Source organism: Verticiella alkaliphila (assembly GCF_018904615.1).
In the GTDB taxonomy this organism is placed as follows: domain Bacteria; phylum Pseudomonadota; class Gammaproteobacteria; order Burkholderiales; family Burkholderiaceae_B; genus Verticiella; species Verticiella alkaliphila.
Genome location: NZ_JADCNH010000015.1, coordinates 67,835 through 93,582, shown reverse-complemented (window position 1 = coordinate 93,582; position 25,748 = coordinate 67,835). Strand labels below are relative to the sequence as shown.

Sequence of the window (25,748 nt, the reverse complement as noted above, 5' to 3'; positions counted from 1 at the left end):
GGGCGGCAGCAGCAGGCGCTTCTGCCTGGGGTGCCGCAGCGGGCGCCGACGCGGCAGCGGCAGGTGCAGCAGCAGGCGCGGCTGGTGCGGCTGGTGCGGCCGGTGTGGCTGGTGCGGCAGCTTGCCCTTGCGCAGGTGCCTGCTCGCCTTCCTGCGCGGGGGCCGCGGGCTCGTCGAACGTGCCGCCGCCCTGGTTGGCCAGGTACACCACGGCACGCGCCACTTCGTAATCGCTCAGGTTGGCCGCGCCACCTTTGGGCGGCATCGCGCCCTTGCCCTGGATCGCGATCTTCACCATCTCGTCCAGCCCGGACGCGATGAGCGGCGCCCAGGCGGCCTTGTCGCCCGTGCGCGGCGCACCGGCCGTGCCGGTAGCATGACAGGCCGTACAGACTTGCTTGTACACGGCCTCGCCGGTCATGAATTCGCGCGGCGCGTTGGCATCCACGAGCTCAAAGCCCGCCACCGGGGCGATCCGGGCATCCGTGGCCTCGGCCGTGAGCGCACGCGAACCTTCCGACGTACGGGTGCCCCCCGCCACGTAGTACGCAAGCATGAGAATGATCACGACTGGCAGAATGAATGCCAGCACTCCCACCGTGATCAGTTGTTTGGGCGTCTTGATGAGCGACTGGTGCTCGTTATGATTTTCCTGCGCGTTGCTCATAGCGGTCCTGCGTGCGGGTGGAACGAAATCCAGGAGCTGGCGTGAAGACTTATTGTGCGCGATATACCCGGATACAGAAAAACAACTGATTATAAACGGGACCGCGTTCCGGGAGAACATCGCTAGGCGGGCACGGACCCTGGGTTTACCCCGGGTTCATGCCCTTGCAGGCCAAGTGGGATACAATGCCTCGCTTTAGCGCGCCCGTAGCTCAGGGGATAGAGTATTGGCCTCCGAAGCCAAGGGTCGCTGGTTCGATTCCAGCCGGGCGCGCCACGAATACCAAGGGGTTGGCACCGCAAGGCGCCAACCCCTTTTCGTTGCAGGCGCGCGGCGCCATGGCCGCGACCCGCGCTCAGTCGCTCAGGCTCGCGTGATACGCCTGCACATAGGCATCGAAATCCCCGGATTGGGTCTGTTCGAGTTCGGCCTGCTCGCTCACCGACGCCTGGCGTGCAGCCTCGAACGCCGCGCGCGTCTCGGCTGACAAGGGCTCGGCGCGCAACGCCTGGGCGTGCGCCTTGCCCAGCCCCAGGAAGTACGCCTCGAAGGATTGTCCCGTTTCGCGCAGCCCGGCCAGCACGCGGGCCGACGGCGTCTTCTCGGCATCGTCGACCTTGGCGCGCTGTGCCTGCACCGCCTGCGCATGGCCCGTGCCGCCCACGACCGCATCGATGGCCTCGGCACACCGGCCGATCTGGTCGAGCAGGTCATGCGCCCAGGTGGTGAGGGGCACCGATTCGCCCTGGCGCAACAGGGCGAGTCCCGGCTTGCGGCCTTCCTTGACCACCGCGGCGAAATTGGCCGCACTCTGCGCACACCAGCCGCCTTGCGGCAGCAGCGGGCTGGGCTCGATGGCACACAGCAGCAGGAAGGCGTTGAGAAAGCGGCAGGTCTCGGCGCTGATGCCCGTGGGCTCGAAGGGGTCGATGTCCAGACAACGCACTTCCACATACTGCACGCCGCGCTCCTGCAGCGCGCGCAAGGGCCGCTCGCCACGCCGCGCCACCCGCTTGGGCCGGATGCTCGAGTAGTACTCGTTCTCGATCTGCAGGATGTGGGTGCTCAGCTGCACCCATTCGCCATTCTGATGCGTGCCGATGCGCTCGTACGCAGGCCACGGCTGATTGACCGCGTGATAGAGATTCTTCAGGTAGGAATCCAGATCCGTGTAGCACGGGCGCAGCCCGGACTGTGCCTGGTTCTGGTAGCCCAGGTCGCTCATGCGCAAGCTCGTGGCCCACGGCAGGTAGAGCGTGTCCTCGCCCAGCGACTGCAGGCCGTGCTCGCGCCCACGCAGGAAGTCCGCCGACAGCGCGGGCGACGCCCCGAAGAGATACATGAGCAGCCAGCTGAACCGGCTGAAGTTGCGGATCAGCCCGATGTAGCCTTCGGACTGCCGCGTTTGCGCGTCACGCGTATCGCCGGGCTCGGCCAGCGCATCCCACACACCCGGGGCGAGCGAGAAGTTGTAATGGATCCCGGCGATGCACTGCATGGCCTTGCCGTAGCGCAACGCCAGGCCGCGTCGATAGACGTGCTTGAGCATGCCGCTGTTGGACGTGCCATACCAGCCGATGGCGATGTCCGGCTCCGGCGGGAGCGGGCAGGGCATCGACTGATTCCAGAGGAGCTCGTCGCCCAATTCCGAATACACGAAGCGATGAATGTCGCGCAGCTGCCCGACTAGGGCATCGGCGTCGCCATGCGTGCCCGTGACGAACTCGAGCAGCGCCTCGGCGTAGTCCGTGGTGATGCTGGGGTGGGTGAGGGCAGAGCCCAGGGCCGGCGGATGCGGGGTGGGGGCAAGCGTGCCATCAGGGCGCACGCGCAGGCTTTCCTTTTCGACACCCTGCAGTCCGCCGGCGAGTAGCCTGGCGGACTCCGGTCGGGACAACAAGGCCAGGCGTTGGGCTAGCGGGTCGTTCAAGCGGATTCCTTCACGCACAAAGCCAGCGCGACGCGCTGGCGGATGGCGCTTTATAGCGCATTCTGCACCCGCTTCAGATTTCCGTCAGCCAGGTGTCCAGATCGGCGTAGGCGGGCGCCGAGATGGCGGGCGTCTCGTTGAGGATCTCGTGCCAGGCCTGGTCATACCAGCGCATGGCCAGGCGTCCCGGCGGCGCGGCATCGGCAAAGGCGCGGCTGCCGGCGTTGTCCACCAAGGTGTCCGCACCTGCCACCATCATCAGGTGCGCACCCGCAAATCGCCGGCGTGGGCAATGGCCTTCGGCCCGTAATCCGCCAGGAACGCAGCCAGACGCGCCGTGACCACCCGGTTGACGAGCGGGTCGGTGGCGTAGGCGTCGGTCACGGCCTGGTCGTGCGAAAGCTTGGCGCGACGGTTGTTGTTGGGCACGGGCAGGCTGGGCGCCACGACCCGGAGGGTGCGCAGCGCGGCGCGCTGCATTCCGTTGACCACGATGCGCAGGGCCGGGCTGCACAGCACAAGACCGGCGATCTCGACCTTGCCGCGCAGCGCCACGTGTGCGGCCACCAGCCCGCCCATGCTGTGGCCCAGCACCACCGGCGGCGCGCCAAGCACCTCGGCATAGGCAGCGATCTGCTGCTCGGCGTCCGCGATGAGGTCGTCACTGCGACGCAGCGACGCGCGCCGGCCCTTGGAGCGGCCGTGGCCGCGGTGATCATGCGAAGCCACGTCCCAGCCCCGGGCATTGAGCCAGTCGGCCACGTGCTCGTAGCGGCCGGCGTACTCGCTCAGTCCATGCAGCAGATACACACCGCGTCCGCGCTCCATGCCGGCCGGCAGGGCCCAGCGGTAGCTCGCGAGGAGCGTCCCATCCAGGGCGGGGATCATGGAAATCGGCGACAATCGAACACTCCGTGCAGGAAGGCGGGCGAGGGTGCCCGCGCGGCGGGAGCGATTGTCGCGCACGCACACCCGGTTGGGGGACAAATCATGTGTAACATCACGCGCCGCCGCGGACTGCTGGCCCTGGCGCTCGTGGCCAGCGGCCTCGCGGGCGCCTGTACGCCGGCCCTCAACTGGCGCGAAATGCCAGCCGCCGATGGCGTCGTGATCGTCGCCTTCCCGGCGCGTCCCCAGACGGAAACGCGCACCCTGCCCGTGGCGGGCAGCAGCGCACCGTTCACCCTCACCACGGCACAAGTCGATGGCGCGATTTTCGCCGTGGGCCATATCGTCCTGCCTGCGGCGATCGACGCCGCTGACCGCGACCGCTATCGCGCCGCGCTCGAAGACGGCCTTGCCCGCAACCTGCAAGCCACCGAGCGCACCCGGCGCGACGTGCAGATTCGCGCGGCAGGGCATGGCACGCGTCCGCCCGTTCCCGCGCACGAGCTCGAATTCTCCGGCAGCCCCAACGGCGAGCCAGCCTGGCTGCTGGCCCGGGTGGTTCTGGTCGGGGACCGCCTGATCGAAGTGGCAGCCCTCGGCCCGCGCCGGGCGCTGTCCGAGGAGACCGCCCGGACCTTCATCGATTCCGTACGGATGCAGTAGCCGGCGCTTCGGTCAGCAGGTTGAAGCGCACGGCCTTGGCCACCGCAGCATTCTTGCTGTGCACATTCAGTTTGCCAAAGGCGGTATAGAGGTGAAAGTTGACAGTGCGTTCCGTCACTCCGAGAATGAGGGCTGTCTCCTTGGCGGTCTTGCCCAGCGAGGCCCACCACAGGCACTCCGTCTGTCGGGCCGACAGCACGACGGTTTTCACATCCATCCCTCTCTCCCTCGACACCAAGGTCGCTAGAAACGCAACGCTTCGCTAACGGTGTCTGTAACAAAATAGTAACGACATTTCACACTGTTGGGCACGGCAGTCTTGCGCCATACGCATCATGAAGATTCTGTTCATCGTTGATCCCCTGCCTGAGCTCAAGGCCTATAAAGACTCCTCCGTGGCCATGATGCGGGGCCTGGTCGCCCGCGGCCACGACATCCACACGGCGCTGCAGGGCGACATCTTCCTGCGTGACGCCAAGGTGTTTGCCGACGCCACGCCCATCACCCTGGTGCCAGACGCGGATCTTCACGAACCCGGCTGGTGGCAGGCGCAAGCCATGGAGACGCTCGCTTTGTCGAGCTACGACGCCGTGGTCATGCGCAAGGATCCGCCCTTCGACATGGAGTACGTCTACGCCACGCACCTGCTCGAGCGTGCGCAAGTCGAAGGCGCCCGTGTCTTCAACGCCGGCGCGGCCATTCGCAACCACCCCGAGAAGCTCGCGATCGCCGAGTTCCCGGAGTACACGGCGCCCACCCTCGTCACGCGTGGCATGGCGCGTCTGCGCGAATTCCTGGCCGAGCACGGCGACGTCATCTTCAAGCCGCTGGACGGCATGGGCGGCACGGGCATCTTCCGTGTGCGCGCAGGCGACCCGAACCTGAACGTGATCCTGGAAGTGCTGACCGACGAGGGCCGGCGCACGATCATGGCCCAGCGCTACATCCCGGCGATCACCGAAGGCGACAAGCGCGTGCTCATCATCGGCGGTGAGCCGGTGCCGTACGTGCTGGCGCGCATTCCCCAGGCGGGCGAGACTCGCGGCAATCTGGCCGCGGGCGGACGCGGCGTGGCCCAACCGCTGCGCGAGCACGACCGCGCCGTGGCCACCGCGATCGGCCAGCGCCTGGCCGGCCGCGGGCTGCTGCTGATCGGCCTGGACATGATCGGCGACTACATCACCGAGATCAACGTCACGAGCCCGACCTGCTTTGTCGAGATCACCGAGCAGACCGGCTTTGACGTCGCAGCCCGCTTTGCCCAGGCGCTCGAAGCCGCCGTGGGATCGAGACCGGCATGATCGCCTGTGTCCCGGCTGCGCCGGGCGACGCCCCGCTGCCCGCCGTGGGCCTGGTCATCGTGGCACACGAGCCGATGGCCAGCGCGCTGTACGCCTGCGGCCGGCATGTCTTCGCGGGCCAGAGCGGCGTGCTGATCCATGACGTCGGCTCCGCCGACCGTCCCGAGGATTCGGAAGCCGCGGTGCGCCGGCTCATCGACGATGCCGACGCCGGAGGCGGTGTCCTGGTGCTCACCGACGTGCTCGGCGCCACGCCGTCGAACGTCGCCACCCGGGCCGCTGCCGCGGCGCGCGCGGGCGGTCACGAGGTGAACCTCGTGGCCGGGGCCAACATGGCCATGCTGCTGCGTGCCATCACCTATCGCAATGCGCCCCTGCGCGAGGTCGCGCGCCAGGCCATGGCCGGCGCGCGCCAGGCGGTGCTACAAGTGGACGACGACATCGTCTGAGCCCACGGATTCCGCGACATCCCTTGCCTTTCATTCCCTTTTCACGATGACTCTCATGGCGCCTCCCGCAGATCCGACCGCCGACGACGTGCACGCAATCGACATCGTCGTGAGCAACAAACTCGGCCTGCACGCGCGCGCCTCGGCCAAGCTCACACAGCTCGCGAGCCGTTTCGAGAGCGACATCTTCATCGCGCGCGCCGGCAAGCGTGTGAACGCCAAGAGCATCATGGGCGTCATGATGCTGGCCGCAGGCAAGGGCACCACGGTGACGGTCGACGCCACGGGACGCGATGCCGCCCAGGCGCTCGAGAACATCCAGGCCCTCTTTCAAGACCGCTTCGGCGAGGCCGAATAACGTGGCCGACGCGATGCTGTCCTTGCACGGATTGGCCGCCTCGCGAGGCTACGCCGTCGGTCGTGCCGTCGTTCTGGGCGCCGCCGCGCTGGAGGTGTCGCACTACCGGATCGCCCCCGAGGATACGGAAAGCGAGTGCGCACGCCTGGCCGAGGCGCTCGAACGTGCCCGCGACGAATTCCTGCGGCTGGCAGATCAACTGCCGCCGGATTCGCCGCGCGAGCTGGGCGCGCTGCTGCAAGTGCACGCGATGCTGCTGGCCGATCCGATGCTCACGCAGGAGCCGCTCGTTCTCATTCGCGAGAAGCACTACAACGCGGAGTGGGCCCTCACCGCCCAGGGTCAGCTGGTGGGCGAGCAGTTCGCCGCCATGAGCGACGAATACCTGCGTGAACGCTCGAGCGACGTGCGACACGTCATCGAACGTGTGCTGCAGGTGCTCGCTGGCGCGCCCGAGATCTCCACGCCCGTGGCCAACGATGACAGTGCCGAAGCCCTGGTGGTGGTCGCGCACGACATCTCCCCCGCCGACATGGTCAAGCTGCGGGGCGCACAATTCGCCGCGTTCGTGACCGATCTGGGCGGCGCCACCTCGCACACGGCCATCGTGGCGCGCAGCATGGGCGTGCCTGCCGTGGTGGGCCTGAACCACGTCTGCCAGTTCGCCCAGGAAGGTGACATCCTCGTGGTGGACGGCGAAGCAGGCGTCGTGCTCATCAACCCGTCGCCCGCCGTTCTGGCCGAGTATGCTCAGCGGCAGGCCGGTTACGCCGCCGAGCGCGCAGCACTCACCCTCATCAAGGACACGCCGCCCGTCACGCTGGACGGCATTCGCATCGGGCTGCAGGCGAACATCGAGTGGCCTGAAGAAGCCGTCTCCGCGCTGGCCGCCGGCGCCGAAGGCATTGGTCTGTTCCGCAGCGAATTCCTCTTCATGAATCGCGCGGATCTGCCGGACGAGGAAGAGCAGTACGCCGCCTACGCCTCGGTGGTGCGCACCATGGACGGGCGACCCGTCACCATCCGGACGCTGGACATCGGCTCGGACAAGACGCTGGACGACGATGCCGCAGTGACCACCAACCCGGCACTGGGCGAGCGCGCCGTGCGCTATTGCCTGGCCCGACCCGACATGTTCGCCGCACAACTGCGCGCCATCCTGCGGGCGTCAGCGCATGGGCACGTGCGCATTCTGCTGCCGATGATCGCGCACATGCATGAAGTCCATGCGTGCCTCGCGGCCATCGACAGCGCCAAGCAGGATCTGGACGCGCGAGGGCAGGCCTATGCCGAGCGCGTGGAGGTCGGCGCCATGGTGGAGATCCCCGCCATCGCCATCGCCATCGAGCCTTTTGCCGAAACCCTGGATTTCCTGTCGATCGGCACCAACGATCTGATCCAGTACACGCTCGCCATCGATCGCGCCGATCCGACCGTCGCGCGGCTGTACGATCCGCTGCACCCGGCGGTGCTCAGGCTCATCGCCCACACCATCAACGCCGGTGCCCGCGCGGGCAAGCCGGTGTCGGTCTGCGGCGAGATGGCAGGGGACGTGAGCCTCACCCGGCTGCTGCTCGGGCTGGGCCTCACGAATTTCTCCATGCACTCGCAGCAGATGCTGGACGTCAAGCGCGAGATCCTGCGGGCGCATTCCAACGCCCTGCGCACGCGGGTGGCGGCCGCCCTCAACCGCGCCGAGGCGGTGGATCTCGCCTCCCTGTAGGCGTTGCCGGCCAGGCCCGCCGATTGCGAGCCTGTGTCCTCTACACTATCCCTTTTCACGAGAGGCACCACCATGAGCCGGAATTCCTGGATGGACGAAATCCAGAAAAACGTTTCCGATCTGATCGCTCGCAGTCCTGCGGCCGACGTGCAACGCAACGTCAAGGCGATGCTCACGGATGCCTTCGGGCGGCTGGATCTCGTCACCCGAGAAGAATTCGACATTCAGGCAGAGTTGCTGGCCCGCACGCGCGCCCGTCTGGATGCCCTCGAAAACCAGGTCAAGCGCCTGGAAGCCGGCGGCGCGACCTCGCCAATCCCGCCCGCGCCGCCCGAGGGCGATCTGGCCTCCTGAGGCCCCCCAACGCCAGGCGCACATCCGCGCCCTGGCGCTGACACCGACAAAGCGTCACGACGCGCGCTGCGTGCCCATCCGCGGCGCTGCTCGCCGCTCCCGCCCCTGAGCCTGCCCTGGAGTCGCGCGTGCGTCGCTGGTTTGCCCGTCTGCCCATCATCTTGCTGCTGGCGCACGTGTATGCCGCCGTGCGCCTGGCCGTCCCTGCCGGTGGCATCGCCGCGTTCGCCGGTGCCGCGCTCATGCTCGCCTGCTACGTCGCCGTCCTGATCGGATTCTCGCGCCGACGCAGCCAGGCATCCGGTGGCAGCGATGTGGCCGCCTGGGCCGGATTTCTTGCCCTGGGCCTCTTTTCCTCGCTCTTCGTGCTCACGCTGTTACGAGACGTGGTGCTGTGCGTCTGGGTCCTGGGCAGCTTCGCCTTCGGGCTGCACGGCATGCCAGAAGCTGCCGTCGACCTATCACGCCGCGCGATTCCCTGGCTTGCCCTGGTCTTCAGCGCCATCGGCCTGGTCAACGCCCGTCGACGCGCGCCCGTGCTCGAGGTGGACGTGCGCCTGCCCGGCCTGCCGTCCGCCTTGGCGGGCTTCACCATCGTCCAGCTCACCGACATCCATGTCGGGCCCACGATCAAGCGCGGCTATGTGCAGGCCATGGTCGATGCCGCCAACGCACAGCAGGCCGACGCCATCGTCATCACGGGCGACGTGGTGGACGGCAGCGTCCAACAGCTCACCGAACATACGCGGCCGCTGGGCGAACTGCAGGCACGCCATGGGGTCTTTCTCGTCACCGGCAACCACGAGTATTACGCGGGTGCCGATGCCTGGGTTGCGGAGTTTCGACGGCTTGGTCTCACCGTGCTGCTCAACGAGCACGTCGTGATCCAGCAAGGTGACGCTCGTCTGGTCATGGCCGGCGTGACTGATTTCAATGCTGCCAGCTTTTCTGCGCGACACGCGAGCGATCCTGCGCGCGCCGCCGCAGGCGCGCCGGCCGGCGTGCCCCGCATTCTCCTGGCCCACCAGCCGCGCACGATGTTCGCCGCCGAACCCGCAGGGTTCGATCTTCAGCTGTCCGGACACACCCACGGCGGGCAGTTCCTGCCGTGGAACTGGTTCGTGCCGTTGCAGCAACCGGTGGTCGCCGGGCTGCATCGCCACGGTGCCATGCAGGTGTATGTGAGCCGCGGCACCGGATACTGGGGCCCGCCCCTGCGTCTGGGTGCGCGTTCAGAGATCACCCGGCTACGTCTGCTGCCCGCCTGAGGGGTGCAATGTGCACCCCGTTCAAAAGCCCGGTGTGACCCTCGGGCCGCGTCGCGATCACCCAGCGTAGACGCCGAAATGCCGAAGGGCCCCGTTCAGGGGCCCTTCGGCATTCATGCCTCGCAAGGGAGCGGCGCGCCTGGCGCGCCGCCGGACATCACGAGTGGTAGGCCGTTTCGCCGTGCGACGAAATGTCCAGACCTTGACGCTCTTCTTCTTCGGAGACACGCAGCCCGAGCACGACATCCGCGATCTTGAAGGCGATGAAGGCGACCACCCCAGACCAGACGATCGTCAGCAGGATGCCTTCGATCTGGATCCACGTCTGCATCAGCATGGACGCGTCGCCATCACCCGTACCGCCCATGCTGGTGGCCGTGAACACCGCAGTGAGCACCGCACCGACGATGCCGCCGACGGCGTGCAGGCCGAACACGTCGAGCGAATCGTCCGCCCCCAGCATGCGCTTGAGACCGTTGACGCCCCACACGCAGACGATGCCGCAGACCACGCCGATCACGAGCGCGCCGACCGGGCCCACGAAGCCTGCAGCCGGGGTGATGCCAACCAGACCGGCGATCATGCCGGACGCGGCGCCCAGCATCGAGGGCTTGCCCTTGGCGGCCCACTCGGTGAACATCCAGGCCATCATGGCACCGGCCGTCGCCACCAGCGTGTTGATGAAAGCCAGCGCAGCGATACCGTCAGCGGCCAGCGCCGAGCCAGCGTTGAAGCCGAACCAGCCCACCCACAGCAGGGCCGCACCGATCATCGTCATCGGCAGGTTGTGCGGCTTGAGCGCTTCACGGCCGTAACCAATGCGCTTGCCAATCACGTAGGCACCGACCAGACCGGCCACACCGGCATTGATGTGCACCACCGTGCCACCAGCGAAGTCGAGCGCGCCCCACTGTGCCACCAGGCCATCGCCCCACACCATGTGCGCGGCCGGCACGTAGGCGAACGTCATCCAGATGACGGTAAAGAGCAACACGGCGGAAAAGCGCGCACGCTCGGCCAGACCGCCCACGATCAGCGCGCACGTGATGCCCGCGAACGTGGCCTGGAATGCGGCGAAGCTGATCTCCGGCACCGTGTCGGACATGGCGAACACACCCGTGACAGCATCGAACGTCCCGGACAGGAACAGACGGTCGAACCCGCCGAAGATCGCGTTGCCTTCGGTGAAGGCGAGCGAGTAGCCGTAGATGAACCACAACACCACGGCAAGGCAGAACGTCGCCGTGACCTGCATGAGCGTGGACAGCATGTTCTTGCCGCGGACCATGCCGCCGTAGAACAGCGCCAGGCCGGGCACGGCCATCATCAGCACCAGCAAGGTGGACGTGCTGAGCCAGGCCAGATCCGCGCCCACCAGACCGGGCGTGGTCTCGACCACGGTTTCAGCAGCGGCAGCAGTGGCCGTGGCAGCAGCATCCTGAGCCATCGCGGCCATGGATACCAGGGAACCCGCCAACGTCGCAGCCAGGGCGGGAAGGGCCATCTTCTTGTTCATTGTCTATTCTTCCTTAGAGTGCGTTGACGCCCGACTCGCCGGTACGGATACGAATCACTTGTTCGAGCGAGGAGACGAAGATCTTGCCGTCGCCGATCTTGCCGGTACGGGCAGCGGCCTCGATGGCCTCGACCGCGGTGTCGACGAGCTCGGCGGACAGCGCCACCTCGATCTTGATTTTCGGGAGGAAATCGACCACATATTCGGCGCCGCGGTACAGCTCCGTATGGCCTTTCTGACGGCCGAAACCCTTGATTTCGGTCACGGTCACGCCTTGCACGCCGACACCCGAGAGGGCCTCGCGCACTTCGTCAAGCTTGAACGGCTTGATGATCGCAGTGATGAGTTTCATGCGTTTCTCCTGATCAGAAAAATGTCGGCGGCGCTCACCCGGCGCCTCAGAAGGCCCGGGCGACGCTGAACACCACGCCCGTACGACCTGCGTCGCGGCCCTTGCTCGTTTGGTACCAATCCTTCTGATTGGTCGCGACCACCTTGGCGCCGAGCTCCCAGCCCGCGAGCTCCTTCGTCACGCCCAGCGAGTAGTCCACGTAGCCGCTGATGGCCGGGTCGTTCTTGAGTCGCTGATAACCGACGTGCGCGTTGATGCCCCAGCCATCGTTCAGCGGCACGGCCAGGCCCGCGTCCACGTAGAAGTTGTTCTTGGAATCCGGCACGCCGAAGAAGTCGGACACGCCATGGGAGTACTTGAGCGAGAACGGGCCGTAGCTCAGGCCGGCATAGAGTTCGGTGTTCTTGATCGTGCCGCCCTTGGCGGCTTCCGAACCGGGGTAGTAGTAGTGCAGGACGCCGACGTCCAGACCCACATCGCCAAACTGGTGTTTGTACCCACCATAGAAGTCCATCTCGATGTTGCCGCCGGGGAACAGCTCGTCGGCCACGTTGGAGTTCCAGTTGCCCAGATAGAAGCCCGAGGCGTGCTCGTAGTCGAAACCGCCCTGGATCGCCGGACGCAGGTTCGTCTGCGTGAAACCGCGGAAGCGATAGTCGCTCACCAGACCGACGTTGGCCGAGAAGGTGTGCGGCGACGTGCTCGCCGCGGTACTGGCTTGCGCGAAGGCGGCGGAACTCCCGAGGGTGGAGAGGACGGCGGCGGCCAGCAGGGCTTTTCTCATGGTGACTCCGGACAGAACCGAAAGACAGGCGTTGGATGGAACGACCGGTTCTCCACCGGTTCGTGTTTTACAAAGCAACGCCTATGCCAATTTTCTTTTCTGCGGTTCTCCGGATGTATCGGCACTGGAATGCACCGTCGGCCGGTGTTCACGTGCCCCACCGACGTGCACAAGCACCATGATGGTGCGGCACATGCCTTCTCTCGCAGCAAAGGCCCATGCCATGCACCATCATTGGACGGCACCGCGTAACGAATGACTTCCAGGTCGTTCCAGTTGACGCTGGGTGCGTTCTCCTCGCACAGCTCGCGAGCGCGCTGGCATGTCACGACCTTCGGAAGACGTCCGGGAGAAAGTTGGGGACTGGGAGAAACGATCACGGATCACGCCGTGAACTGCGAGCTCTGTGGTCTGGCCACCCAGGCGCCGGTTGGCGGCCAAAGCTCGATGTGCGGGAGCTATCGGCCGAGCTTGTCGTGACGCCTCTTCTTGAGCGCCAGGTGCGTCAACCACCGAAGCCCTTCGGCCGCCAGTCCCAAGAGCCCGCCTGCCAGAAACAGCAACGAGATCAGCATGAGCCAGCCCAATGCCGTCATCGTGTAGAGCACGCCGCCGATATCGGCGCCGAGAACGATGCAAGGCTGCGGATATCCCTCATGCAGACCGCAACCGTTGACCTGTGCAATGAAACCGGCCAGCGCGACTGAGGCGAGCGGTGCAACGCCCACCAGCACCATGATGATAGATACCCCTATTCGCGAAAGACGTTTCACGGTGTTCGGAACCTTTCCCTGGGAAATCGTTGAGACCCGGCAACGACGCATGGCCGATTGCACCATAAAGCTCGATCCATCGCAGTCACGCAAGCCGCGAGCATGAGCGCAACACCGATCTCGTGCGCTGTGTGCATTCCCACGCAGCAGACGTCCACGCGCTGCACCCGCGTTGGATACTGGCCTGTCACCCACGCTTCGAGACTATTCCCAATGACGCTAGCTGTGCTCGCCAGTCGCGCCTTGGCCGGGCTCACCGCCCCGGCCGTGCGCGTCGAGGTCCACGTGGCCGCCGGCCTGCCCGCGTTTCATGTCGTGGGCCTCGCGGACGCTGAAGTGCGTGAAAGCCGCGAACGCGTGCGCGCCGCCCTGGCCAGCAGCGGATTCGCCTTTCCGCCCGGGCGCCTCACGGCCAATCTCGCGCCTGCGGATCTGCCCAAGGAGTCGGGCCGCTTCGATCTGCCCATTGCGCTGGGCGTACTCCTCGCCGCCGGGCTGTCCACCCTGCACCCAAGCCGGGATCTGAGCCGTCACGTCTTTGCGGGTGAGCTTTCGCTCACGGGTGCCCTGGTGCCCGTGCAAGGGGCGCTGGCCATTTCGCTCGCGGTGGCACGCACGCAACCTGACGCGACGCTCGTGCTGCCGCCCGAGAGCGCGGCTCAGGCGCGGGACGTACCCGGTATCACCGTGCTGGCTGCGGCCACGTTGACCGAGGTCGCGGCCTATCTCGCGGGCGAGGGCGAACTCTCCGCCCCTTCAGCGCCCACGGCCAGCACGGCAGCCGTGGCTCGCGGGCCATGCCTGGGCGACGTGAGAGGCCAGGGTCCGGCACGCCGGGCGCTCGAAGTGGCCGCCGCGGGCGGACACGGTCTGCTGATGACGGGGCCGCCGGGTGCCGGCAAGAGCATGCTGGCCGAGCGACTGCCCGGTCTGTTGCCACCCCTGGCCGGCACCGAGGCGCTGGAGGCTGCCGCGATCCACGGCATCGCTGGCGAGGCCGTCGTCCTCGGCCGGCGCCCGTTCCGCGCGCCGCACCACTCGGCGTCGCGCGCGGCGATCATCGGGGGCGGCAGCCGGCCGCAACCGGGCGAGATCAGTCTCGCCCATCTCGGCGTGCTGTTTCTCGACGAACTCCCGGAATTCGGACGCCACGCGCTCGAAGCCCTGCGTGAACCGCTGGAAACGGGCAAGGTCGCGATCACGCGCGCGCAGCACCGCGTGGAGTATCCGGCGCGCTTCCAACTCGTTGCCGCCATGAACCCTTGCCCCTGCGGCTGGCATGGCCATCCCCGCAAGGCCTGCCGATGCTCGCCGGACCAGCTCGCGCGCTACGGTGCCCGCCTGTCCGGCCCCTTACTGGATCGCATCGACATCCATATCGAATTGCCGCCGGCAGATGCCGGATGGCTGGATGCTCCGCCTGGGGAGCCGTCGGCCGCCGTGGCGGTGCGCGTGGCCGCCGCCCGTGCCCGCCAACAGGCGCGCCAGCACGGCGCGAACGCCACGCTCGGGGCCGCCGAGCTGGAGCATCGCGCCGCGCTGCAGGGCACGGCGCGCGATCTCTGGCGCTCGGCCATGGTGGGGATGGACTGGTCGGCGCGCGCGGCGCACCGCGTGCTGCGCGTGGCGCGCACCATCGCGGACTTGGCCCATGAGGCCGAGGTCGGCGCCGATCACCTGGCTGAAGCCATTCAGTATCGGCGGCTCACGTAGACCTGCCAGTGACGCGGTCTCGCCGCGCAGCGCCGATGACTGAAGAGCTTGCGCTTACCGGGTGGCCTGCCGCAGACCGCTCACGCCAGTTCGACGGCCTCGTGCACCCGTTGTGCAGCGGCGATACCTGTGAGGTAAGCCCCGCCGCAGGTCTGCGCGAGCTCGGTCGCCGTGGCTTCGCCGGCAAAATGGACGCGGCTGTCCCCCTCGGCGCCCAGGATGCGGCGCGCCTCGCCGCCCCCGGTTTGCAGATAGGCGTAGCTGCCCTGAAAGAGCGCATTGCGCGACCAGTCCGTCACACGCTGGCGCACCACGCGGTGCGCACCGAGTCCGCCCATGCAGCGCGTGAAGCGGCTCACCACCTCGTCCACGGCGGTGTCGGCCGGCGATTCGCTAAGGTGGCGCCCATAGTCGCCTCCCGCATAGGCCACGACAGACGTCGTGTTCCAGGGGCCGATGAGAAACTGCAGCGCGCGCTCGGGATCGCCCGTGCGCCCCTCGTTGACGATGTCGCCTGGGGCCACGCCCGGGATCGGCCGGTCGAATTCCACGATGACCTTGTTGAAGTGCCCCATGGGCATGGCCTCCAGCGCTCGCAGATACTCGTTGCCGAGCCCGCGCGGGAACCGGATCATCTCGGCGCGCAGCACGCCGGTGGACACCGTCACGATGCAGTGGGCAGCCCGCACCGTGCCGCCGGCGGCGGTCACCGTCACGCCATGGCCCGTGTCGTCGATGGCCGACACCGGCTGGCCGAGCGCGATGGTCAGCCCCCGGCCCAGGTGACGCACGATCTCGCCCATGCCCTCGCGCACCAGCACGTTGGGCCAGGTATCCCCCTGGAACTGCAGGCCGCGGGTGGACGTGCGCCCGCTCGGCCCGCCACAGTCCAGCTCTGCGATGTTCGCCAGTGCGGCCAGGTGCGTCCAGTGCCGATCGTCAGGCACCAGCGCGCTCACGGCGATGTCGTTGTTGCCGAGCATGCCATAGGAAGCCACGGCCTTGCTCAGGCGGGACCTGGCACGATGCCAGGCCAGACGCGCGTCGGCATCGATCTCGACACCGTCGTCCCGGATGTGCTCGGGCGCGTCGTCGTGGCTCATCACGCCAAAACCGAGGTCTCGGGCAACAGCCGACAGCGGGTTGCGATCCGCCCGATGCAGCCAGGCGCAGCCCAGATCCATCGGGGTGGAGAAGGTCGAGACGTCCGTATGGGCGCGACCGCCGATCCGCTGGCTGGCTTCCAGCACGAGCACGGTGTGGCCGCGCGATTGCAGACGGTGGGCAGCCGCCAGACCGGCAGCGCCCGCACCGACCACGACGCGTCGACATGACCTGGAAAAGATGACATGAAGCATGGCCTGTGAGGCACGGCCGTTCCGAAATGAACACGGCGCCATTCTTGCCGTGCGTGCCGAGGGCGCCAAGATGAACTCCATCGGGAATGCTGATAGAGTGTCCCGATGCAATGGGATCTGGATCAGCTGCGCCTTTTCGTGGCGGCCGCCGAGGCCGGGTCCATCAGCGGCGGTGCCCGACGGCTCGGCAAGGCCCAATCTGCGGTCAGCACGGCCATCTCTCTGCTCGAGGCCGATCTGTCGGTCGAGCTTTTCGACCGCAGCCGGTATCGCGCGTCATTGACTGAAGCGGGTGACGTGCTGCTGCGCGAAGCACGAGAAATGTTGCGCCAGGCCGACGTCTTCGATCATCGGGCCCAAGCGCTGGCAGCCGGCGAACAGGCCAAGCTCGCCATTGCCCTGGACGAAGCCCTGCCGTATGGCCCCATCGCGCGGCTGTTGCGCGACTTCTCCGCCGCCTATCCCCAGCTCGAACTGACGCTGCTCAATGGCACGGCCGCCGAAGTCGCCCAGTACGTGCGCCAGGAACGCGTGCAGGTCGGCGTCCAACTGATGCGGGGCGCCTTGTCTCAGGCCTTCGATCAAAGCCATCTCGGGTATCTGCAGCAAGGGGTGTTCGTCTGCAAGGGCCACCCCTTGCTCGGGCTCGAGCGCGTATCCCAGCAGGATCTGGCCAAGTACCGGCAATTGCTCATGCACACCGATGGCGTGGATGAGATCGCCTACAGCCCGCGCGTCTGGAAGGCAGACAGCTGCTACAGCATGGCAGAGATGGTGGCCGACGATCTGGGCTGGGCGATTCTTCCCACCAGCATCACCGAATACGAGAGCAACTCGACGTCGTTGCGGCAACTCGACTGCCCCACCATGGCGTTGCCGCAGTTGCCCGTGCGGATGGTGTGGCTGCAGGGTATGACGCTCAGCAGCGCCGCCGACTGGATGCGCGTGCGGCTGACGACGCTGCTCGCGGATGAGAACGAGGGCAGCCGGTAGGCTACCCCGCCACCTCAATGCAGGATCTGGCTCAGGAACAACTGGGTGCGCGGATTCTGCGGATTGTCGAAGAACTGATCCGGCGTGTTCTCTTCGATGATCTCGCCGCGGTCCATGAAGATCACCCGATTGGCCACCTTGCGCGCAAAACCCATCTCATGGGTCACGCACAACATGGTCATGCCGCTCTCGGTAGCCAGGTTGACCATCACGTCCAGCACTTCCTTGACCATTTCCGGGTCCAGGGCGGACGTGGGCTCATCGAACAGCATGATCTTGGGATTCATGCAGAGCGACCGGGCGATCGCCACCCGTTGCTGCTGCCCGCCCGAGAGCTGGCCGGGGTATTTGTTCGCCTGCTCGGGGATGCGCACGCGCTCCAGGTACTTCATGGCTGTGGCCTCGGCCTCGGCGCGCGGCTGCTTGAGCACCCACACCGGCCCGAGCGTCAGATTCTCCAGCACCGTCAGGTGCGGAAAGAGATTGAAGTGCTGGAACACCATGCCCACGTCGCGGCGAATGGTCTCGATGTTCTTCAGGTTGTTGGTGAGTTCGGTGCCGTTGACCACCAGCGTGCCCTGCTGGTGTTCTTCGAGGCGGTTGATGCAGCGGATCAGGGTGGACTTGCCCGAGCCGGACGGTCCGCAGATGACGATGCGCTCGCCGCGGGCCACATCGAGATTGATGTGACGCAGCACGTGGAACTGGCCATACCACTTGTTCAGGTCCTGCATGGTGATGATGGCTTCGACCATGTCAATGCTCCCAGCAATGTTCTCGAACGGGGCCGGCGTGCCGGCCCCGCGCATCAACGATGATGTCCTGTGGACAACCGGCGCTCGAGCGCCTGGCTGTACTTGGACATCGAGTAGCAGTAGATGAAGTAGATGATCGAGATGAAGACATACACCTCGACACCGAAGCCACGCCACGCGGCATCGGACAGCGCCGCCTTGGCCGCCTGGGTCAAGTCGAAGATGCCGATGATCACCACGAGCGAGGTGTCCTTGAAGAGCGAGATGAAGATCCCGACCAGGGGCGGGATGACGATCTTCAACGCTTGCGGCAACACGATCATGCGCATCTGCTGCCAGTAGGACAGCCCAATGGACTCGGCACCCTCGATCTGGCCCTTCGGGATGGCCTGCAGGCCGCCGCGCACCGTCTCGGCCACGTAGGCGGCCGCGAACATGATGATGGCGATCTGCGCACGAAGGAGCTTGTCGATGGAAAAGCCCACCGGCAGGAAGAGCGGCAGCATCACCGAGGACATGAAGAGCAGGCTGATGAGGGGCACGCCCCGGATCAGCTCGATGTACACCGTGCAGATCGTGCGGATCGCCGGCAGCTTGGAGCGTCGTCCCAACGCCAGCAGCACGCCAAGCGGGAAGGCGAAGGCGATGCCGAACGTCGACAGGATCAGCGTCAGGGGCAGACCGCCCCAGCGGCTGTTGTCCACATAGGTGAGTCCCAGCACGCCGCCCCACATCAGCACACCTGACGCGGTGAGCGACACCACCCAGACGAGCGCCAGGCTGCGGCGCCAGAAGCGGGGGATCGCACTGATCACGAGCGTGCCCGTGAGGATGATGGCCACCAGCAGGGGGCGCCACTGCTCGTCGTACGGATACAGGCCGAAGAGGATGAGCCGGTGCTTCTCACGGATGAAAGCCCAGCACGCCCCCGTCACCTCGCGGCATTCCTGCGCCGTGCTGGCCGTGAAGTTCGCGCTGAGGAACGCCCAGTCGATGATGGCCGGCAGGCTGTAGAGGATCAGCCAGACGGAGAGCACCGTGAGGAGGATGTTCAGCGGCGAGGAGAAGAGGCCTTCGCGCGCCCAGCGCCAGGCGCTGCGCCGCTGGATGGGGGGCGTGTCCGAGCCGGGAATGGGCGAGGGCGGAGAGGTCATGTCGGTGCTGCGCATGCTATCGCTCCACCAGCGCAATGTGCCGGTTGTACCAGTTCATGAAGAGGGAGATCGACAGGCTCACCGTCAGATACGCCGCCATGATGATGGCCACGCCCTCGATGGCCTGACCCGTCTGGTTCAGCGTGGTGTTGACCACCGAGACGATGTCCGGATACCCGATGGCCACGGCCAGCGAGCTGTTCTTCATGAGGTTGAGGTAGGTGCTCGTCATCGGCGGGATGATGACGCGCAGGGCCTGCGGCAGCACCACCAGACGCAGCACGAGGCTGTTGCGCAGACCGATCGCGCTCGCCGCTTCGGTCTGGCCGTTCGGCACCGCCTGGATACCTGAGCGCACGATCTCGGCCACGAACGCCGAGGTGTACATCGAGAGCCCCACCAGCAGCGCCGCGAACTCGGGCGACAGCGTGAGCCCACCGACGAAGTTGAAGCCGCGCAGCTCCGGCATGTCGAGCGCCGTGGGGGCACCGCCCACCATCCAGCCGATGAGCGGCAGGCCGAGGATCAGCGCCAGGCCGACCTTGCCCACCGGGGGGCGGCGACCCGTACTTGCCTGTCGGCGTCGCGCGTAATGGGCAAAGCCCAGCGTGAGCACGACGGCGAGCAACAGTCCCCAGAGCAGGAAGTCGAAGCCAGGATCATCGGTCATCCACGGCAGCTTGATGCCGCGATTCGAGATGAAGACGCCGGGCAGCGGATTCAACGCCTGGCGCGGCCCGGCCGTGTTCTCGGTGATGATCGCGTACCAGAAGAAGAGTTGCAGCAGCAGCGGAATGTTGCGCAGCACTTCGACGTAGATGCTCGAGAGTCGGCTGATGAGCCAGTTGCGCGAGAGTCGTGCGATCCCCACGATCGTGCCGATCACGGTGGCGAGCACGATGCCGACAGCCGCCACGCGCAGCGTGTTCACGATGCCCACGGTGATCGCGTGGCGATACGTATCGGCCGGGGTGTAGGCGATCAGGCTCTCGCCAATGGCAAAGCCCGCTTCCCGATTCAGGAAGCCGAAGCCCGTGGCGATGTTGCGTGTGGCCAGATTGTTGAGCGTGTTGGAGACGAGAAACCAGATCGCCCAGCCCACGAGAGCCACCGCGAGGACCTGGTAGACCACGGCGCGCAGCGTGGGATCGTTCCAGCTCAGGCGCACGGAAGGACGTTCGGTGCGCGGTTTTTCAGGTGATGCAGCCATACCGTTACCTGTGACGGAATCATGCGGCCCGGGCAAGGCTGTCTGGCCATGCCCGGGCATGTGGCGCGAGCCGGTTCACCCGACTCGCCCGCCGAGGCGGTATCAGCGCACCGGCCACGCGTACATCAGGCCGCCGTCCTTCCACTGCGCGTTCAGGCCGCGCTCGAGCTTCATGGCGCTGCCGCCACCCAGATTGCGCTCGAAGCTTTCGCCGTAGTTACCCACCTGCTTGATGATGTTGTAGGCCCACTTGTCATCCAGACCGAGGTTCTTGCCCATGCCCGGCGTCACGCCGAGGATGCGCTGGATGTTCGGGTTGGTGCTCTTCATCATCTCGTCGACGTTACCCGAATTGATGCCGTATTCCTCGGCTTCGATCATGGCGTTCAGCGTCCAGCGCACCACGTTGAACCACTGCTCGTCGCCCTGGCGCACCATCGGGCCCAGCGGCTCCTTGGAGAAGTCCTCGGGCAGGATCTTGTAGTCGTCCGGGTTGGCGAACTGCGTGGAACGCGTGGACGCGAGCTGCGACTTGTCCGTCGTGAAGGCATCGCAGCGGCCGGATTCGAACGCGCGGACCACTTCGTCGTACTTCTCGATCACGACCGGCTTGAAGTCGAGCTTGTTCGCGCGGAACCAGTCGGCGAGGTTGAGCTCGGTGGTGGTGCCCGGCTGCACACACACGGTGGCGCCAGACAGATCCTTGGCGCTGTCCACGCCCAGCTTGGTCGTGACCATCACGCCCTGGCCGTCGTAGTAGTTGACACCAACGCCGAGCAGGCCGAGCGTCGAATCGCGCGTCAGGGTGACGGTGGTGTTGCGGGTGAGCACATCGATCTCGCCAGACTGCAACGCCGTGAAACGCTGCTGGGTGTTCAGCGGCGACGCGCGGAACTTGGTCGCGTCACCGAACATCGCGGCGGCCACGGCACGGCACATGTCGACGTCCAGCCCGGTCCATTGTCCCTTGCCGTCGGCAAAGGAGAAACCCGGAATGCCGGTGGAGAAGCCGCATTGGACATAGCCCTTCTTCTTGACAGCATCGAAGGTCTGTCCTGCCTGGGCACCAGCGGTGAATGAGAACAGGGCCGTGGCCAGGGCGAGCGGTTTCCAGAAAGTCTTCATGGGTGAATCTCCTCGGCAAATGGGGGGTACAGCGGCAAAACATAGTAGCGGCGCTACCCGGGCCTGTGACAACAGGGTAATCCCCGACGCGACTGGTCACACATGTGCAAGTTATGTGCCAAAGAAACCAGATTTATCCGCGCCCAGTGCCATGCAGCCATTGCATGCACCACGTATGCACCCGGGTGCAAAAAGCGTCTCGATTCTCGCACCAGCATGGCGCAATCACGTGCATCGGCGACTTGCGGCTGGGGTACTATTTCCGCCTCATGATCGAATTCAGCCACGTCTTCAAGTCCTATGGCCGAGGCATCAATGCCCTGGCCGATGCGAGCTTCCATGTGGGCGCCGGGGAGTTCGTCTTCGTCTCCGGACCTTCCGGCGCCGGGAAGTCCACCCTGCTCAAGCTCATTGCCGGTCTGATCCCGGCCAGCCGTGGCCGCATCCAGGTCAACGGTCAGGATCTGGGCAAGCTCACGGCACGGGCGCGACCCTACCTGCGACGCGCCGTGGGGGTGATCCTGCAGGATACCCACCTGCTCAACGACCGCAGCGCCTTCGACAACGTGCTCATGCCGCTGATCGTCACGGGGCACGACCCTGCAACGGCCACCGCGCGTGCGCGGGCCGCGATCGAGAAGGTCGGACTCGCCGGCAAGGAGACCCGGCGGCCCATCGAGTTATCGGGCGGTGATCAGCAGCGCCTGGCGATTGCCCGGGCGATCGTCAACCGTCCCGCCATCCTGATCGCCGATGAGCCGACCGCCAACCTGGATCATGCGAGCGCCGAACGCATCATCGAGGTGTTCCGGGATTTCAACCGCGTCGGGGTGACCATGCTGATCGCCACGCACGATCGCGAATTGCTCGCGGGCCATTCCAACCGCATCCTTCATGTGGAGAATGGCCGCGTGTACGACGAGAAGACCTTGGCCGCCATGGCCAGCGCCACAGCCGGCGCCGCGCGGGGACGTCCATGAACGCCTGGTTCCGCCAGCACCGCTACGCCCTGGGCGTCACCCTGCGCCGACTCGCGGCGCAACCCTTTTCGTCCCTCGCCAACATCCTTGTCATCGCCCTCGCCCTGGCCGTGCCGCTGATGGGCGCAGCCGTGCTGGTGTCAGTCCAGCCGATCGCGAGCAGCCTCACCACCGGCCCGGAAGTCACCGTCTTTCTGCGCACATCCGCCCCGGCGAGTGCCGCGCCAGCCCTCGCCAAGCGGATCCAGACCGAGCACGGCGCCGACATCGCGGGCGTGCAGGTCGTCACGCGGGACCAGGCGCTTGCGGGACTCCGGGCGAATCCCGCCTGGTCCGATGCGCTCGCCGTCTTGCCGCAGAATCCGCTGCCCGATGCCGTCATCGTGAGCCTGGCAGGCTCGGATTTCGCCGAACGTGCCGCGCGCCTGGCCAACGTCTGGCGCCAGTGGGATGGCGTGGACAACGTCCAGCTCGACAGTGAGTGGGTGCAGCGGCTCCAGGCGCTGCTGCGGTTCGCCAACATCGGACTCCTGCTGCTGTCGCTCGGTGTGGCGATCGCCGTGCTCGCCACGGTGTTCAATACCGTGCGCATGCAGGCGCTCTCGCAGCGCGAGGAGATCACCGTGGCGCGTCTGGTGGGGGCCACCGAGCGTTTCGTTCGTCGCCCCTTCCTCTACCTGGGCGCGCTCACGGTCGGCGCGGCAGGCCTGCTTGCCATCGTAGGCTCGCTGTTGGGCCTACAGCTGCTCAACGGCGCCGTGCGCGAGCTCGCGCGCAGTTACGGCAGTGATTTCGCCCTGACGCTCCCAAGTGGGGCCTGGCTGGCGGCCTTCATCCTCGGCGGCGCCCTGTTGGGCGCGTTCTCCGCACGCTGGTCCGTTACCCGCAACACGCGGTTCTGATCCTGCCCGGCGCCACGCGCCGGGCATTGCCTCTTATCCCCCGGCTGTCCCCAGAGCTCCTGTGCCCGTAACGCACGCACAGCGCGCTCGCACGCGCATCGCAGGGGGCCTAGCACCATGTGCTCGCCATCGGCGTATGGCGGCCCTCAACAGCGTTGACAGGCACGTTTGCATGGCCCCCTGCCGACGGGGTTACCGCGCGTAGCGCGGAAGATTTTTATCCACAGGGGCTGTGGATACTCTCCATGGAGCGACGATGTGCAGAAGGTGTGCACCGAATCTGGACAACTTCGCTTTTGTCGTCCGTCAGCGAAGTTGTTCAACATTGTTCGGCAGATCACCCCGGGTTTATCAGACGGCGTTTCTCAGGCTAAGTCACTGTATTTTCGAAATTTTTTTGGGTTATGCAGTTATCCACAGCCACTTGTGTAGTTATCGCCGTCTATTCATAAACATTGATAACAAACCCCGGAAGCGCAGCCTCACGCGTGTGCAACGTGTCCGCACCATCCCGGTTGTCCCCAGTCCCTGCGGGACAAACCCCGTCAGCAACGAAAAAACGGAGGGACGTACATGCCCAGCATGCCGCTGGACGCCCGAGCACATGCGATTCGAGGCAGCAACGGGAGATGGACGAGCGTGACGCATGCGCACAAGCGACTTGTGCACTGCCTCGATGTCGAGCCGACGTGGACAACTGTGTTTGCGACGACCGGATGACGTCATCCAACCTGGCGGTGGTGAACGCCAACCGCGCACGATCGGACGAAGGCGGTGGGGAAATCAGGTGTAAAGCATGCCCGCCAAGACGTCCAGCAGGCTGCACAGGCGGCTTTCAGGGGCGGAACGGGCTCGGACCGTCAAAAGACCGAAAATCGCTTCTACGGGCTTCTGGCGATCCAGGATGCTGCCGCGCACAGGTTGCCTGACCGCAGTTATCCCTCGCGGATCTGGGGATAAGGTGTGTGGCGATTCTGGATAAGTCGGCTCAACGACAGAAAACCCGAAAGTTGTTCATCGTCGTCCCGTCACCGCGCACAGCTTGCCCCCGGAAAAAAGCGCGGCCAAGCTGATGAATCGACAGGAAAAGATGCGGTTATGCGATTTATCCACAGGCTCTTATTGTTTGATTGCCGTGAATATAAAAAAGAATACACAGAACAACCCTGCCCGGGGCTCGGGCAGGAAAACCCGGGGGCAGCCTCAGATCCGGATGGCCTCGAGACGGCGTACCGCCTCGTCCAAGGTCTCGCGCTGCTTGGCAAAGCACAGCCGCACGATGCGTGGCTGCTCGAGCTCAGCGCCGCTGCTGGCGCCGTAGAAGGCGCTGACGGGGATCGCCGTCACGCCGTGCTGGACAGTCAGCCAGCGGACGAACTCGTCCTGCGGCGCTGCTGACAGGCGCTGGTAGTTGGCCAGCAGGAAAAAGGTGCCAGGACACGGCAGCGGCGTGAGTGCTGTCTGAGCAAGGCCACGCACCAAGTAGTCCCTGCGCTCCTGGTAGAAGGCCGCCAGACCGTCGTGGGCGTGGGGATCGGCCATGTGCGCGGCAATGGCGTGCTGCATGGGGGTGGAGACGGAGAACACCATGAACTGGTGCACCTTGCGCAGTTCACTGCTGAGCGCTGCAGGCGCGCAGCACCAGCCGATCTTCCAGCCGGTCGTGTGCAGGGTCTTGCCGGCCGATGAGATCACGAACGTCCTGTCCGCCAGGGCAGGGCGGCTCGCCAGCGACAGATGGCGCTTGCCGTCGAAGACGATGTGTTCGTACACCTCGTCGGAGATCAGCACGATGGGGCGATCCCGCACGATGTCCTCGAGGGCATCGAGGTCGCTCTCGGCGAGGATGGCGCCGGTCGGGTTGTGCGGAAAGTTCACGATGATGGCGCGTGTGCGGTCCGTGACTGCCGCCTGCACGCGACTCCAGTCGGGTCGATAGCCGGCAAACGTGGCGTCCGGCTCGAGCATGGGCACGCGCACCGGCGTCGCCCCTGCCAGCTGGATCGCTGGCACGTAGGCATCGTAGGCCGGCTCGAGGATGACGACCTCGTCGCCTGCGCCTGCGCAGGCAAGGATGGCTGCCATCAGCGCCTGCGTGGCCCCGCTCGTCACGGTGACCTCGGTGTCCGGGTCGTACGAGCGAGCGTAGAGGGCGGTCATCTTCGCCGCGATCGCCTGACGCAGCGCGGGGACACCGGCCATCGGCGCATATTGGTTGTGGCCCTGCGCCATGGCTTCGGCCACGCGCTGCATGAGTTCGGCATCGGGCAGGAAGTCGGGAAAGCCTTGTCCCAGGTTCACGGCACCATGCTCAAGGGCGAGCTGGCTCATCTGGGTGAAAATGGTGGTACCGACCTCGGGAAGTTTGGAGGCGAACATGACTGCGATCCGGCTAGGTGGAAAATCGCCACGATACTGGATCGTTCGTTGCAGCGAGCCCGGCGTACAGGCAATATGACGGTCCAAATCTCGTGCTTGGGCCGAGCCTCGCGTCCCCAGTCCGACGATGTGGCAGGGAACCCGAGAGCCTGG

General features: G+C 66.1%; 26 protein-coding genes and 1 tRNA gene. 12 read left to right on the top strand and 15 right to left on the bottom strand.

Annotated elements, in window-relative coordinates; genetic code table 11:
• A partial coding sequence (locus tag IMZ29_RS11905; RefSeq protein WP_216184001.1) for a c-type cytochrome occupies positions 1 to 667 on the bottom strand: 667 nt, incomplete at its 3' end.
• Between the two features lie 200 nt (positions 668 to 867).
• Here IMZ29_RS11905 and IMZ29_RS11900 point away from each other — a divergent pair.
• Positions 868 to 943, top strand: a tRNA-Arg gene (locus IMZ29_RS11900).
• 79 nt (positions 944 to 1,022) lie between these two features.
• Here IMZ29_RS11900 and gshA read toward each other — a convergent pair.
• From gshA to IMZ29_RS11885, 3 genes are all read right to left on the bottom strand, one after another.
• Positions 1,023 to 2,597, bottom strand: a complete 1,575-nt coding sequence (gene gshA, locus IMZ29_RS11895) for a glutamate--cysteine ligase (RefSeq protein ID WP_216183999.1) — start codon at positions 2,595 to 2,597, stop codon at positions 1,023 to 1,025.
• A gap of 73 nt (positions 2,598 to 2,670) precedes the next feature.
• Positions 2,671 to 2,856, bottom strand: coding sequence for a serine aminopeptidase domain-containing protein (locus tag IMZ29_RS23315; RefSeq protein WP_216183997.1), 186 nt, complete (start codon positions 2,854 to 2,856; stop codon positions 2,671 to 2,673).
• Positions 2,856 to 3,500: an alpha/beta fold hydrolase gene (locus IMZ29_RS11885; RefSeq protein ID WP_216183995.1), complete on the bottom strand. Its 645-nt coding sequence runs from the start codon at positions 3,498 to 3,500 to the stop codon at positions 2,856 to 2,858. The genes IMZ29_RS23315 and IMZ29_RS11885 overlap by 1 nt, the downstream gene beginning before the upstream one ends.
• 87 nt (positions 3,501 to 3,587) lie before the next feature.
• Between IMZ29_RS11885 and IMZ29_RS11880 the strand changes: the two genes are divergently transcribed.
• Entirely contained in the window at positions 3,588 to 4,148 is a 561-nt protein-coding gene (locus tag IMZ29_RS11880; protein ID WP_216183993.1) for a hypothetical protein, read from the top strand.
• Here the strand turns inward: IMZ29_RS11880 and IMZ29_RS11875 are convergent.
• Entirely contained in the window at positions 4,123 to 4,365 is a 243-nt protein-coding gene (locus IMZ29_RS11875; RefSeq protein WP_216183991.1) for a helix-turn-helix transcriptional regulator, read from the bottom strand. The genes IMZ29_RS11880 and IMZ29_RS11875 overlap by 26 nt on opposite strands.
• Before the next feature lie 118 nt (positions 4,366 to 4,483).
• Between IMZ29_RS11875 and gshB the strand changes: the two genes are divergently transcribed.
• The 6 genes from gshB (at position 4,484) to IMZ29_RS11845 (ending at position 9,601) form a co-directional block, all read left to right on the top strand.
• Positions 4,484 to 5,449, top strand: a complete 966-nt coding sequence (gene gshB, locus IMZ29_RS11870; protein ID WP_216183989.1) for a glutathione synthase — start codon at positions 4,484 to 4,486, stop codon at positions 5,447 to 5,449.
• Positions 5,446 to 5,898 (top strand): PTS sugar transporter subunit IIA, encoded by a 453-nt coding sequence (locus tag IMZ29_RS11865; protein WP_216183987.1) that lies wholly within the window; start codon positions 5,446 to 5,448, stop codon positions 5,896 to 5,898. The genes gshB and IMZ29_RS11865 overlap by 4 nt, the downstream gene beginning before the upstream one ends.
• 88 nt (positions 5,899 to 5,986) lie before the next feature.
• Positions 5,987 to 6,256 (top strand): HPr family phosphocarrier protein, encoded by a 270-nt coding sequence (locus tag IMZ29_RS11860; RefSeq protein ID WP_216184008.1) that lies wholly within the window; start codon positions 5,987 to 5,989, stop codon positions 6,254 to 6,256.
• Between the two features lie 13 nt (positions 6,257 to 6,269).
• Positions 6,270 to 7,979 (top strand): phosphoenolpyruvate--protein phosphotransferase, encoded by a 1,710-nt coding sequence (ptsP, locus tag IMZ29_RS11855; protein ID WP_216183986.1) that lies wholly within the window; start codon positions 6,270 to 6,272, stop codon positions 7,977 to 7,979.
• Positions 7,980 to 8,051: 72 nt separating this feature from the next.
• Positions 8,052 to 8,333: an accessory factor UbiK family protein gene (locus IMZ29_RS11850; protein ID WP_216183984.1), complete on the top strand. Its 282-nt coding sequence runs from the start codon at positions 8,052 to 8,054 to the stop codon at positions 8,331 to 8,333.
• A 116-nt stretch (positions 8,334 to 8,449) separates the two neighbouring features.
• Positions 8,450 to 9,601 (top strand): metallophosphoesterase, encoded by a 1,152-nt coding sequence (locus IMZ29_RS11845; RefSeq protein ID WP_253207068.1) that lies wholly within the window; start codon positions 8,450 to 8,452, stop codon positions 9,599 to 9,601.
• A 157-nt stretch (positions 9,602 to 9,758) separates the two neighbouring features.
• Here IMZ29_RS11845 and IMZ29_RS11840 read toward each other — a convergent pair whose 3' ends face one another.
• The 4 genes from IMZ29_RS11840 to IMZ29_RS11825 form a co-directional block, all read right to left on the bottom strand.
• Positions 9,759 to 11,117, bottom strand: coding sequence for an ammonium transporter (locus IMZ29_RS11840; RefSeq protein ID WP_256445176.1), 1,359 nt, complete (start codon positions 11,115 to 11,117; stop codon positions 9,759 to 9,761).
• Between the two features lie 13 nt (positions 11,118 to 11,130).
• Positions 11,131 to 11,469: a P-II family nitrogen regulator gene (locus IMZ29_RS11835; protein ID WP_216183982.1), complete on the bottom strand. Its 339-nt coding sequence runs from the start codon at positions 11,467 to 11,469 to the stop codon at positions 11,131 to 11,133.
• A 46-nt stretch (positions 11,470 to 11,515) separates the two neighbouring features.
• Complete coding sequence (locus IMZ29_RS11830; RefSeq protein WP_216183978.1) at positions 11,516 to 12,253, bottom strand: TorF family putative porin; 738 nt, start codon at positions 12,251 to 12,253, stop codon at positions 11,516 to 11,518.
• A gap of 458 nt (positions 12,254 to 12,711) precedes the next feature.
• Entirely contained in the window at positions 12,712 to 13,092 is a 381-nt protein-coding gene (locus IMZ29_RS11825) for a hypothetical protein (protein WP_216183976.1), read from the bottom strand.
• Positions 13,093 to 13,239: 147 nt separating this feature from the next.
• Between IMZ29_RS11825 and IMZ29_RS11820 the strand changes: the two genes are divergently transcribed.
• The gene (locus IMZ29_RS11820) at positions 13,240 to 14,739 is read left to right on the top strand and encodes a YifB family Mg chelatase-like AAA ATPase (RefSeq protein ID WP_216183975.1); all 1,500 of its coding nucleotides are present in this window, start codon (positions 13,240 to 13,242) and stop codon (positions 14,737 to 14,739) included.
• Positions 14,740 to 14,819: 80 nt separating this feature from the next.
• Here the strand turns inward: IMZ29_RS11820 and IMZ29_RS11815 are convergent, their stop codons facing one another.
• Positions 14,820 to 16,097, bottom strand: a complete 1,278-nt coding sequence (locus IMZ29_RS11815; RefSeq protein ID WP_253207058.1) for a flavin monoamine oxidase family protein — start codon at positions 16,095 to 16,097, stop codon at positions 14,820 to 14,822.
• 105 nt (positions 16,098 to 16,202) lie between these two features.
• Between IMZ29_RS11815 and IMZ29_RS11810 the strand changes: the two genes are divergently transcribed.
• Positions 16,203 to 17,090 (top strand): LysR family transcriptional regulator, encoded by an 888-nt coding sequence (locus IMZ29_RS11810; RefSeq protein ID WP_216183971.1) that lies wholly within the window; start codon positions 16,203 to 16,205, stop codon positions 17,088 to 17,090.
• Between the two features lie 14 nt (positions 17,091 to 17,104).
• Here the strand turns inward: IMZ29_RS11810 and IMZ29_RS11805 are convergent, their stop codons facing one another.
• The 4 genes from IMZ29_RS11805 to IMZ29_RS11790 form a co-directional block, all read right to left on the bottom strand.
• Complete coding sequence (locus IMZ29_RS11805; RefSeq protein WP_216183969.1) at positions 17,105 to 17,845, bottom strand: amino acid ABC transporter ATP-binding protein; 741 nt, start codon at positions 17,843 to 17,845, stop codon at positions 17,105 to 17,107.
• Positions 17,846 to 17,898: 53 nt separating this feature from the next.
• Positions 17,899 to 19,014, bottom strand: a complete 1,116-nt coding sequence (locus tag IMZ29_RS11800; protein ID WP_216183967.1) for an amino acid ABC transporter permease — start codon at positions 19,012 to 19,014, stop codon at positions 17,899 to 17,901.
• Position 19,015: 1 nt separating this feature from the next.
• Positions 19,016 to 20,209: an amino acid ABC transporter permease gene (locus tag IMZ29_RS11795; protein ID WP_216183965.1), complete on the bottom strand. Its 1,194-nt coding sequence runs from the start codon at positions 20,207 to 20,209 to the stop codon at positions 19,016 to 19,018.
• Positions 20,210 to 20,311: 102 nt separating this feature from the next.
• Entirely contained in the window at positions 20,312 to 21,334 is a 1,023-nt protein-coding gene (locus tag IMZ29_RS11790; protein ID WP_216183963.1) for an amino acid ABC transporter substrate-binding protein, read from the bottom strand.
• Positions 21,335 to 21,603: 269 nt separating this feature from the next.
• On the opposite strand from IMZ29_RS11790, the gene IMZ29_RS11785 reads away from it, so the two are divergent.
• Both IMZ29_RS11785 and IMZ29_RS11780 read left to right on the top strand, forming a co-directional pair.
• Positions 21,604 to 22,314 (top strand): cell division ATP-binding protein FtsE, encoded by a 711-nt coding sequence (locus IMZ29_RS11785; RefSeq protein WP_216183961.1) that lies wholly within the window; start codon positions 21,604 to 21,606, stop codon positions 22,312 to 22,314.
• Entirely contained in the window at positions 22,311 to 23,216 is a 906-nt protein-coding gene (locus IMZ29_RS11780) for a cell division protein FtsX (protein ID WP_216183959.1), read from the top strand. Before IMZ29_RS11785 ends, IMZ29_RS11780 begins: the two co-directional genes overlap by 4 nt.
• A gap of 1,203 nt (positions 23,217 to 24,419) precedes the next feature.
• Here IMZ29_RS11780 and IMZ29_RS11775 read toward each other — a convergent pair.
• Complete coding sequence (locus IMZ29_RS11775) at positions 24,420 to 25,595, bottom strand: methionine aminotransferase (RefSeq protein WP_216183957.1); 1,176 nt, start codon at positions 25,593 to 25,595, stop codon at positions 24,420 to 24,422.
• Positions 25,596 to 25,748: the final 153 nt, after the last annotated feature.

What these genes read in the sequence shown, in the direction of transcription:
- IMZ29_RS11810 (WP_216183971.1), top strand. Translation starts at nt 16,203, where the DNA reads ATGCAATGGGATCTGGATCAGCTGCGCCTTTTCGTGGCGGCCGCCGAG.
- IMZ29_RS11825 (WP_216183976.1), bottom strand. Translation starts at nt 13,092, where the DNA reads ATGGTGCAATCGGCCATGCGTCGTTGCCGGGTCTCAACGATTTCCCAG.
- IMZ29_RS11815 (WP_253207058.1), bottom strand. Translation starts at nt 16,097, where the DNA reads ATGCTTCATGTCATCTTTTCCAGGTCATGTCGACGCGTCGTGGTCGGT.
- IMZ29_RS11835 (WP_216183982.1), bottom strand. Translation starts at nt 11,469, where the DNA reads ATGAAACTCATCACTGCGATCATCAAGCCGTTCAAGCTTGACGAAGTG.
- IMZ29_RS11830 (WP_216183978.1), bottom strand. Translation starts at nt 12,253, where the DNA reads ATGAGAAAAGCCCTGCTGGCCGCCGCCGTCCTCTCCACCCTCGGGAGT.
- gshB (WP_216183989.1), top strand. Translation starts at nt 4,484, where the DNA reads ATGAAGATTCTGTTCATCGTTGATCCCCTGCCTGAGCTCAAGGCCTAT.
- IMZ29_RS11820 (WP_216183975.1), top strand. Translation starts at nt 13,240, where the DNA reads ATGACGCTAGCTGTGCTCGCCAGTCGCGCCTTGGCCGGGCTCACCGCC.
- IMZ29_RS11875 (WP_216183991.1), bottom strand. Translation starts at nt 4,365, where the DNA reads ATGGATGTGAAAACCGTCGTGCTGTCGGCCCGACAGACGGAGTGCCTG.
- IMZ29_RS11775 (WP_216183957.1), bottom strand. Translation starts at nt 25,595, where the DNA reads ATGTTCGCCTCCAAACTTCCCGAGGTCGGTACCACCATTTTCACCCAG.
- IMZ29_RS11880 (WP_216183993.1), top strand. Translation starts at nt 3,588, where the DNA reads ATGTGTAACATCACGCGCCGCCGCGGACTGCTGGCCCTGGCGCTCGTG.
- IMZ29_RS11840 (WP_256445176.1), bottom strand. Translation starts at nt 11,117, where the DNA reads ATGAACAAGAAGATGGCCCTTCCCGCCCTGGCTGCGACGTTGGCGGGT.
- IMZ29_RS11805 (WP_216183969.1), bottom strand. Translation starts at nt 17,845, where the DNA reads ATGGTCGAAGCCATCATCACCATGCAGGACCTGAACAAGTGGTATGGC.
- IMZ29_RS11795 (WP_216183965.1), bottom strand. Translation starts at nt 20,209, where the DNA reads ATGGCTGCATCACCTGAAAAACCGCGCACCGAACGTCCTTCCGTGCGC.
- IMZ29_RS11800 (WP_216183967.1), bottom strand. Translation starts at nt 19,014, where the DNA reads ATGCGCAGCACCGACATGACCTCTCCGCCCTCGCCCATTCCCGGCTCG.
- IMZ29_RS11850 (WP_216183984.1), top strand. Translation starts at nt 8,052, where the DNA reads ATGAGCCGGAATTCCTGGATGGACGAAATCCAGAAAAACGTTTCCGAT.
- ptsP (WP_216183986.1), top strand. Translation starts at nt 6,270, where the DNA reads ATGCTGTCCTTGCACGGATTGGCCGCCTCGCGAGGCTACGCCGTCGGT.
- IMZ29_RS23315 (WP_216183997.1), bottom strand. Translation starts at nt 2,856, where the DNA reads ATGATGGTGGCAGGTGCGGACACCTTGGTGGACAACGCCGGCAGCCGC.
- IMZ29_RS11790 (WP_216183963.1), bottom strand. Translation starts at nt 21,334, where the DNA reads ATGAAGACTTTCTGGAAACCGCTCGCCCTGGCCACGGCCCTGTTCTCA.
- IMZ29_RS11785 (WP_216183961.1), top strand. Translation starts at nt 21,604, where the DNA reads ATGATCGAATTCAGCCACGTCTTCAAGTCCTATGGCCGAGGCATCAAT.
- IMZ29_RS11865 (WP_216183987.1), top strand. Translation starts at nt 5,446, where the DNA reads ATGATCGCCTGTGTCCCGGCTGCGCCGGGCGACGCCCCGCTGCCCGCC.
- IMZ29_RS11780 (WP_216183959.1), top strand. Translation starts at nt 22,311, where the DNA reads ATGAACGCCTGGTTCCGCCAGCACCGCTACGCCCTGGGCGTCACCCTG.